General features: G+C 64.6%; 5 protein-coding genes. 1 reads left to right on the top strand and 4 read right to left on the bottom strand.

Annotated elements, in window-relative coordinates; all coding sequences use genetic code 11:
- The first annotated feature begins 44 nt into the window (after positions 1-44).
- Entirely contained in the window at positions 45-3,542 is a 3,498-nt protein-coding gene (gene dnaE / locus KBA32_RS15980; protein WP_294361128.1) for a DNA polymerase III subunit alpha, read from the top strand.
- 52 nt (positions 3,543-3,594) lie between these two features.
- On the opposite strand, the gene KBA32_RS15975 is transcribed toward dnaE, so the two are convergent.
- From KBA32_RS15975 to KBA32_RS15960, 4 genes are all read right to left on the bottom strand, one after another.
- Positions 3,595-4,197, bottom strand: coding sequence for a peroxiredoxin (locus KBA32_RS15975; RefSeq protein ID WP_294361126.1), 603 nt, complete (start codon positions 4,195-4,197; stop codon positions 3,595-3,597).
- 103 nt (positions 4,198-4,300) lie between these two features.
- Positions 4,301-4,606, bottom strand: a complete 306-nt coding sequence (locus KBA32_RS15970) for an acylphosphatase (RefSeq protein WP_294361123.1) — start codon at positions 4,604-4,606, stop codon at positions 4,301-4,303.
- A 7-nt stretch (positions 4,607-4,613) separates the two neighbouring features.
- Complete coding sequence (locus KBA32_RS15965; RefSeq protein ID WP_294361121.1) at positions 4,614-5,147, bottom strand: NADH-quinone oxidoreductase subunit B family protein; 534 nt, start codon at positions 5,145-5,147, stop codon at positions 4,614-4,616.
- Positions 5,148-5,157: 10 nt separating this feature from the next.
- A partial coding sequence (locus KBA32_RS15960) for a Ni,Fe-hydrogenase III large subunit (RefSeq protein WP_294361103.1) occupies positions 5,158-6,357 on the bottom strand: 1,200 nt, incomplete at its 5' end.

The following is a 6,357-nucleotide window of genomic DNA, read 5'->3' as shown; positions in this document are numbered from 1 at the left end:
GTGTTCGCTTCGGGGAGGTGCGTTGCTCGGAGTAAAATTGCGGGATGCTTGATTCCCGCTTCGTCCATCTCCGCTTGCACAGCGAATTCTCGGTCACAGACGGCGCCGTTCGTCTGGATGTCGGCAAGAACCATGATTGTCCGCCCGTATTGCGTGCACTCGAATACGGCATGCCGGCGGTCGCGTTGACCGATCTCTCGAATCTTTTCGGCTTGGTAAAGTTCTATCAGGCGGCGCGCGGGAAGGGGGTCAAGCCGGTTTTTGGTTGTGATGTCTTCGTCACGAACAAGGCGGACCCTGATCGGCCTTACCGCTTGCTGTTGCTTTGCCGCAACCATAGAGGTTACCTCCAGTTGTGCGAGATCATCACGCGCTCGTATCTGGCGCCGCGTACGCGCGGACGTGCCGAGATCTCGCGCCAGATGCTGCGCGAGGTGGAACGCGATGGCTTGATTGCGCTTTCGGGCGCCGGGTTGGGCGACGTCGGCGAATCGTTGCAGGTCGGGAATGTTGACCAGGCCGCCAACCGGGCGCGCGTTTGGGAGGGGCTGTTTCCGGGGGCGTTTTATCTTGAGGTCCAGCGCGTGCACCCGCGTGGTCATGCGCAGCAGGAAACGCTGATTGAGGCGACCGCCGACCTCGCCGAAGAACTCGGCCTGCCGCTGGTCGCTACGCATCCGATCCAGTTCATGGAGCGAGACGACTTCAAGGCGCACGAGGCGCGTGTCTGCATCGCCGAAGGCTACATGCTCGGCGACCGTCGCCGCCCTCGTTTGTACACCGAGGAGCAGTACTTCAAGTCGGTGGACGAGATGGTCGAGCTGTTCTCCGACCTGCCCGAGGCGCTCGAGAACTCGGTGGAGATCGCCAAGCGCTGCAGCCTCTCGATCACGCTGGGCAAGAACTACCTCCCGGACTTCCCGACTCCGCCGGGCGTGACGATCGACGAGTTTCTCTGCCAGCTGGCCGCAAGTGGGCTGGAGAAACGCCTGGCGCAACTCTATCCGGACGAAAAGGAACGTGCTGACAAACGTCCGGCTTACGACGCGCGCCTGAAGATCGAGACCGACACGATCGTGCAGATGGGCTTCCCTGGCTACTTCCTGATCGTCGCGGACTTCATCAACTGGGCGAAGAACAACGGCGTGCCGGTCGGCCCTGGCCGGGGGTCGGGCGCCGGCTCGCTGGTCGCCTACTCGCTGGGCATCACCGACCTCGATCCGCTTCGCTACGCGCTGCTCTTCGAGCGCTTCCTCAATCCCGAGCGGGTGTCGATGCCCGACTTCGACATCGACTTCTGCCAGGACAACCGCTGGCGCGTCATCGAATACGTGCGCGAAAAGTACGGCAAGGACGCCGTGTCGCAGATCGCCACCTTCGGCACCATGTCGTCGAAGGCGGTCATCCGCGACGTCGGGCGCGTGCTCGACCTGCCGTACAACTTCTGCGACCAGCTCTCCAAGCTCATCCCGGTCGAGCAGAACAAGCCCTTGTCGCTGGCCAAGGCGATCGAGGCCGAACCGCAGCTCAAGGCCAAGCTTGAGACGGAAGAAGAAGTCAGGGATCTGTTCGACCTGGCCGGCCGCCTGGAAGACATGACGCGCAACGTCGGCATGCACGCCGGCGGCGTGTTGATTGCCCCCGGCAAGCTCACCGACTTCTGCCCGCTCTACTCGGCCGACGGTGGCGGGTCGGTCGTCTCGCAGTACGACAAGGACGACGTGGAGAAGGTCGGCTTGGTGAAGTTCGACTTCCTCGGCCTACGCAATCTCACGATCATCCGGCTCGCTGTCGACTACGTCGAGCGCCTGACCGGCGTCCGACCCGACCTCGACGCGCTGACCTTCGACGACCCCAAGGCCTACCAGATCCTCAAGGACGCCAACACGACGGCGATCTTCCAGGTCGAATCGGAGGGCATGAAGAAGCTGCTCAAAAAGCTGGCGCCCGACCGTTTCGAAGACATCATCGCCGTTCTCGCGCTCTACCGCCCAGGCCCGCTCGGCTCGGGCATGGTCGACGACTTCATCCTGCGCAAGAAAGGCCAGCAGAAGATCGACTACTTCCACCCCGACCTGACCGCGTGCCTGTCGCCGACCTACGGCGTCATCGTGTATCAGGAACAGGTGATGCAGATCTCGCAGATTATCGGCGGCTACACGCTCGGTGGCGCCGATATGTTGCGGCGCGCGATGGGCAAGAAGAAGGCCGACGAGATGGCCAAGCACCGGGCGACGATCGCCGAAGGTGCGGCCAAGAAGGGCTACGACCCGGCGCTCGCCGAGCAGCTCTTCGACCTGATGACGAAGTTCGCCGAGTACGGCTTCAACAAGTCGCACACGGCCGCCTACGCGGTGGTGACCTACCATACCGCCTGGCTCAAGGCGCACCATTGCGCGGCGTTCATGGCGGCGACGCTGTCGTCCGACATGGACAACACCGATACGGTCAAGATCTTCTACGACGACGCGCTGTTCAACAAGCTGAAGGTGCTCGGACCGGATGTGAACGCCTCCGAGTACCGCTTCGCGCCGGTCGACCGCTCGACGATCCGCTATGGACTCGGTGCGGTGAAGGGGACGGGCGAGCAGGCGGTCAACGTGATCCTCAAGGCACGCGCCGAAGGCGGACCGTTCAAGGATCTTTTCGACTTCTGCCTGCGCGTCGACAAGCGCATGGTCAACCGGCGCACGATCGAAGCGCTGATTCGCGCCGGCGCCTTCGACGTGCTCGACGATCACCGGGCGCGCCTGATCGCCTCGGTCGGTATCGCCATGGAAGCGGCCGAGCAGGCCGAGCGCAACGCCATGCAGGTCAGCTTGTTCGACGTCTTCGACAGCACGACGCAGGCCGAGCACGGTCCGCAGTACTGCGAAGTGCCGCGCTGGACCGAGCGGCAGAAGCTGACCGAGGAGAAAATCGCGCTCGGCTTCTTCTTCTCCGGGCACCCGTTCTTCGAGGCCAAGCGCGAGGTCTCGCGCTTCGTGCGCCGCCCGCTCGCCTCGCTCGAGCCGCGCAAGGAGCCGCAACTGCTCGCCGGTCTGGTCGTCGCCTTGCGCACCAAGATCACGTCGCGCGGCAAGATGGCGTTCGTCCAGCTCGACGATGGAACGAGCCAGCTCGAAGTCTCGGTGTTCAACGAAACCTTCGAAGCCGAGCGCGACAAGATCAGGGAAGACGAAGTCCTGATCGTCGAAGGCAAGGTGCAGAAGGACGACTTTGCCGGTGAAGGCAAGATTCGTGTCGTCGCCGAGCGCCTGCTGACGCTGGCCGATGCGCGCGGCCGGTTTGCGCGGCACTTGCGCCTGTCGCTCAACGGTCAGGCGAGTGGCGCCAATGCCCAAGGCGCCGCGTTGCGCCTGCAGTCGATTCTGGCGCCCTACATGCCGGGCAACTGCCCGGTGCGGCTGACGTATCGGAACAAGGAAGCCGTCTGCGAACTGAACCTGGGCGACGCGAGCCGCGTTCGCCTGGAAGACGACTTGCTGCTGTCGCTCGCCGACTGGCTGAGCAGCGAGAACGTCAGCATCGAGTACAACTGAGGGCGGCCAACCCCCGGTCGCGACACATCACCGGGGATCACCCGCTAGCCGCTTACAGGTCCTTCGAGTGTGCGGCCAGATACTCGGCGACGCCGGCCGTCGACGCCTTCATGCCGGCCTTGCCCTTGTTCCAGCCGGCCGGACAGACTTCGCCGTGCTGCTCGGTGAATTGCAGCGCGTCGACCATGCGCAGCATTTCGTCGACGTTGCGGCCGAGCGGCAGGTCATTGACCACCTGATGGCGGACGACGCCCTGCTGGTCGATCAGGAACGAGCCTCGGAAGGCGACGCCGGCGGCACCGAACTCGACGTCATACGCGCGGCAGATCTCGTGCTTCACGTCGGCGATCAGGGGGTACTGCACCTGGCCGATGCCACCGTTGTTGACCGGCGTGTTTTTCCACGCGAGGTGGGTGAATTGCGAGTCGATCGAGACGCCGATGACCTCGACGCCGCGCTGCTTGAACTCGTCCAGGCGGTGATCGAAGGCGATCAGCTCGGACGGACAGACGAAGGTGAAGTCGAGCGGGTAAAAGAAGATGACCGTGTACTTGCCCTTGGTTTCCGCGGACAGCGTGAAGTCGCGGATTTCGTTGTTGCCCATGACGGCGGTTGCGGTGAAATCGGGGGCCTGCTTGCCAACTAGAACAGCCATGGTTCTTCTCCTTGATGGGTGGGAAACTGCGGATGGAATGACACACTATGTCGCTAGGCGAGTGTTCCTTGGTCAGCGCCGAAGGCCGGCAGTTCCCGCGATTTCAGAACGTCGGGCGTTGACGGAAGCCGCCTGTCATTTCCGCGAACTCGGCTGCTGCACCCGGCTCGTCGTTACTGAGTACGCGATCGACGCGCGCCGAACTCGGGCCGTGCCAGGCCCAGACAGTGAGTGCGTCGACGGCGTCGGGCGCGCCGTGGATCAAGGCTTCGACGGATCCGTTGCGGCGGTTGCGTACCCAGCCCTTTAGGCCGAGCGCCGTCGCCTCGGCGCTGAGCGCCCAGCGAAAACCGACGCCTTGCACGCGGCCGTCGATCAGGAGTCGGCGGGTCAGGTCCGGCGGTGGCACGGCGCGCTCACTCCTGTTCGCCATCGGCAGACTTGCCGGGCGCGATCGCGGCAAGGATGCCTTGCATCAGCTGCAGCGGCGTCGGGGGGCAGCCGGGAACGGCGACATCGACCGGAATGACGTTGGAGACTCGTCCGCAGGACGCATAGCTCTCGCCGAAGATACCGCCCGTGCAGCCGCAGTCGCCGACGGCGACGACGAGCTTCGGTTCCGGCGTCGCGTCGTAGGCGCGCTTCACCGCCGTCTCCATGTTCTTCGCCACCGGGCCGGTCACCAGCAGCAGGTCGGTGTGGCGCGGGCTGGCGGCGAACTTGATGCCGAGCGCCTCGAGGTTGTAGTACGGGTTGTTCAGCGCGTGGATCTCGAGTTCGCAGCCGTTGCATGAACCGGCGTCGATGTGGCGAATGACGAGTGCGCGCCCGATCTCCTTCTGCATCGCCGCTGACAACTTTTGCGCGGTGACGCGCAGCGCCTCGTCGGCTTCCGGTGCGGCTTCGCTGACGATGCCGGTGCGCAGGATTTTGCGGAGCATGGGGAACATGGTGGGCGCCCTAGAGGTCCGGTCCGGCGTAGGAAAGGTTGAACGACTTGTTGATCAGCGGGAAGTCGGGGACGATGTTGTCGATCGCCGCGTGTTCGAGCGCCGGCCAGTTCTGCCAGGACGGATCGTGGCAATGGCAACGGCGAATCTTGCCGTCAGCGCCTGTCTCCAGAGCGACGAAAACGTCGCCGCGCCAGCCTTCGATCCAGCCGAAGCCCTCGCGATCCGCCTCGCTGCGTACGTCCTTGCGCAGCGCGCCCTGCGGCAGGTCGGCAAGCAGCTTGTGGATCAGGCGGATCGATTCCTGGATCTCGCCGAAGCGCACCAGCGCCCGCGCCGCGACGTCGCCGTTGCGTTCGGTGACGATGCGCGGCTTGAGTTCGTCGTAGGGTTCACACGGATGGTTGTAGCGCAAGTCCCACCACTGCGCGCTGGCGCGACCGGCGAGGCCGATGACGCCGAGCCGCTTGGCGAGCTGCGGCGTGACGCGCCCGGTCGTCAGGAAGCGGTCCTGGAGTCCGGCGTGCTCGTCGTAAATGGCCTTGAGCTGCCGCACTTCGCGGCCGATCACATCACATTGGTCAAGGATTTCGCCGCGTCCCGCATCATCAAGGTCGACGGCGACGCCGCCGGGAACGATGCGGTCCATCAGCAGGCGATGGCCGAACAGCCTGGCGTTGAGGCGAATCCAGTCTTCCTTGAGGCGCATGAACTGCATCAGACCGAAGGACAGCGCGACGTCGTTACCGAGATAACCGAGGTCGCCGAGATGGTTGGCAACGCGCTCGCGTTCGAGCAGCAGCGCGCGCAGCCGCAAGGCCCGCGCCGGCGGCATCGTGCCGCTGATCGCCTCGGCCGCCTGCGCGTAGGCCCAGGCGTAGGCGACCGTCGAGTCGCCGGAGACGCGGCCGGCGAGTTTCGCGCCTTCGGCCAGCCCCATGCCGACGAAGCGTCGCTCGATGCCCTTGTGCTTCCAGCCGAGTCGCTCTTCCAGGCGCAGGACGCTTTCGCCCATCACGGAAAAACGGAAATGTCCCGGTTCGATGATGCCGGCGTGGATCGGGCCGACCGGGATCTCGTGCACGCCGTTGCCTTCGACGCGGACGAAGGCGTAGTCCTCGTTCTTCGCCTCGAAGCGCTTGTCCGGCGTGTCGCGACGCAGCGGGAAGTGGTCGGCCGGCCAGTTGTCGTGGCGCAGCCAGGGACGTTG

The organism is Propionivibrio sp., assembly GCF_017995515.1.
In the GTDB taxonomy this organism is placed as follows: domain Bacteria; phylum Pseudomonadota; class Gammaproteobacteria; order Burkholderiales; family Rhodocyclaceae; genus Propionivibrio.
Note: the sequence above shows the minus strand (reverse complement) of the source record. Positions and strands in the feature narration are given on the sequence as shown.

What these genes read in the sequence shown, in the direction of transcription:
- dnaE (WP_294361128.1), top strand. Translation starts at nt 45, where the DNA reads ATGCTTGATTCCCGCTTCGTCCATCTCCGCTTGCACAGCGAATTCTCG.
- KBA32_RS15975 (WP_294361126.1), bottom strand. Translation starts at nt 4,197, where the DNA reads ATGGCTGTTCTAGTTGGCAAGCAGGCCCCCGATTTCACCGCAACCGCC.
- KBA32_RS15965 (WP_294361121.1), bottom strand. Translation starts at nt 5,147, where the DNA reads ATGTTCCCCATGCTCCGCAAAATCCTGCGCACCGGCATCGTCAGCGAA.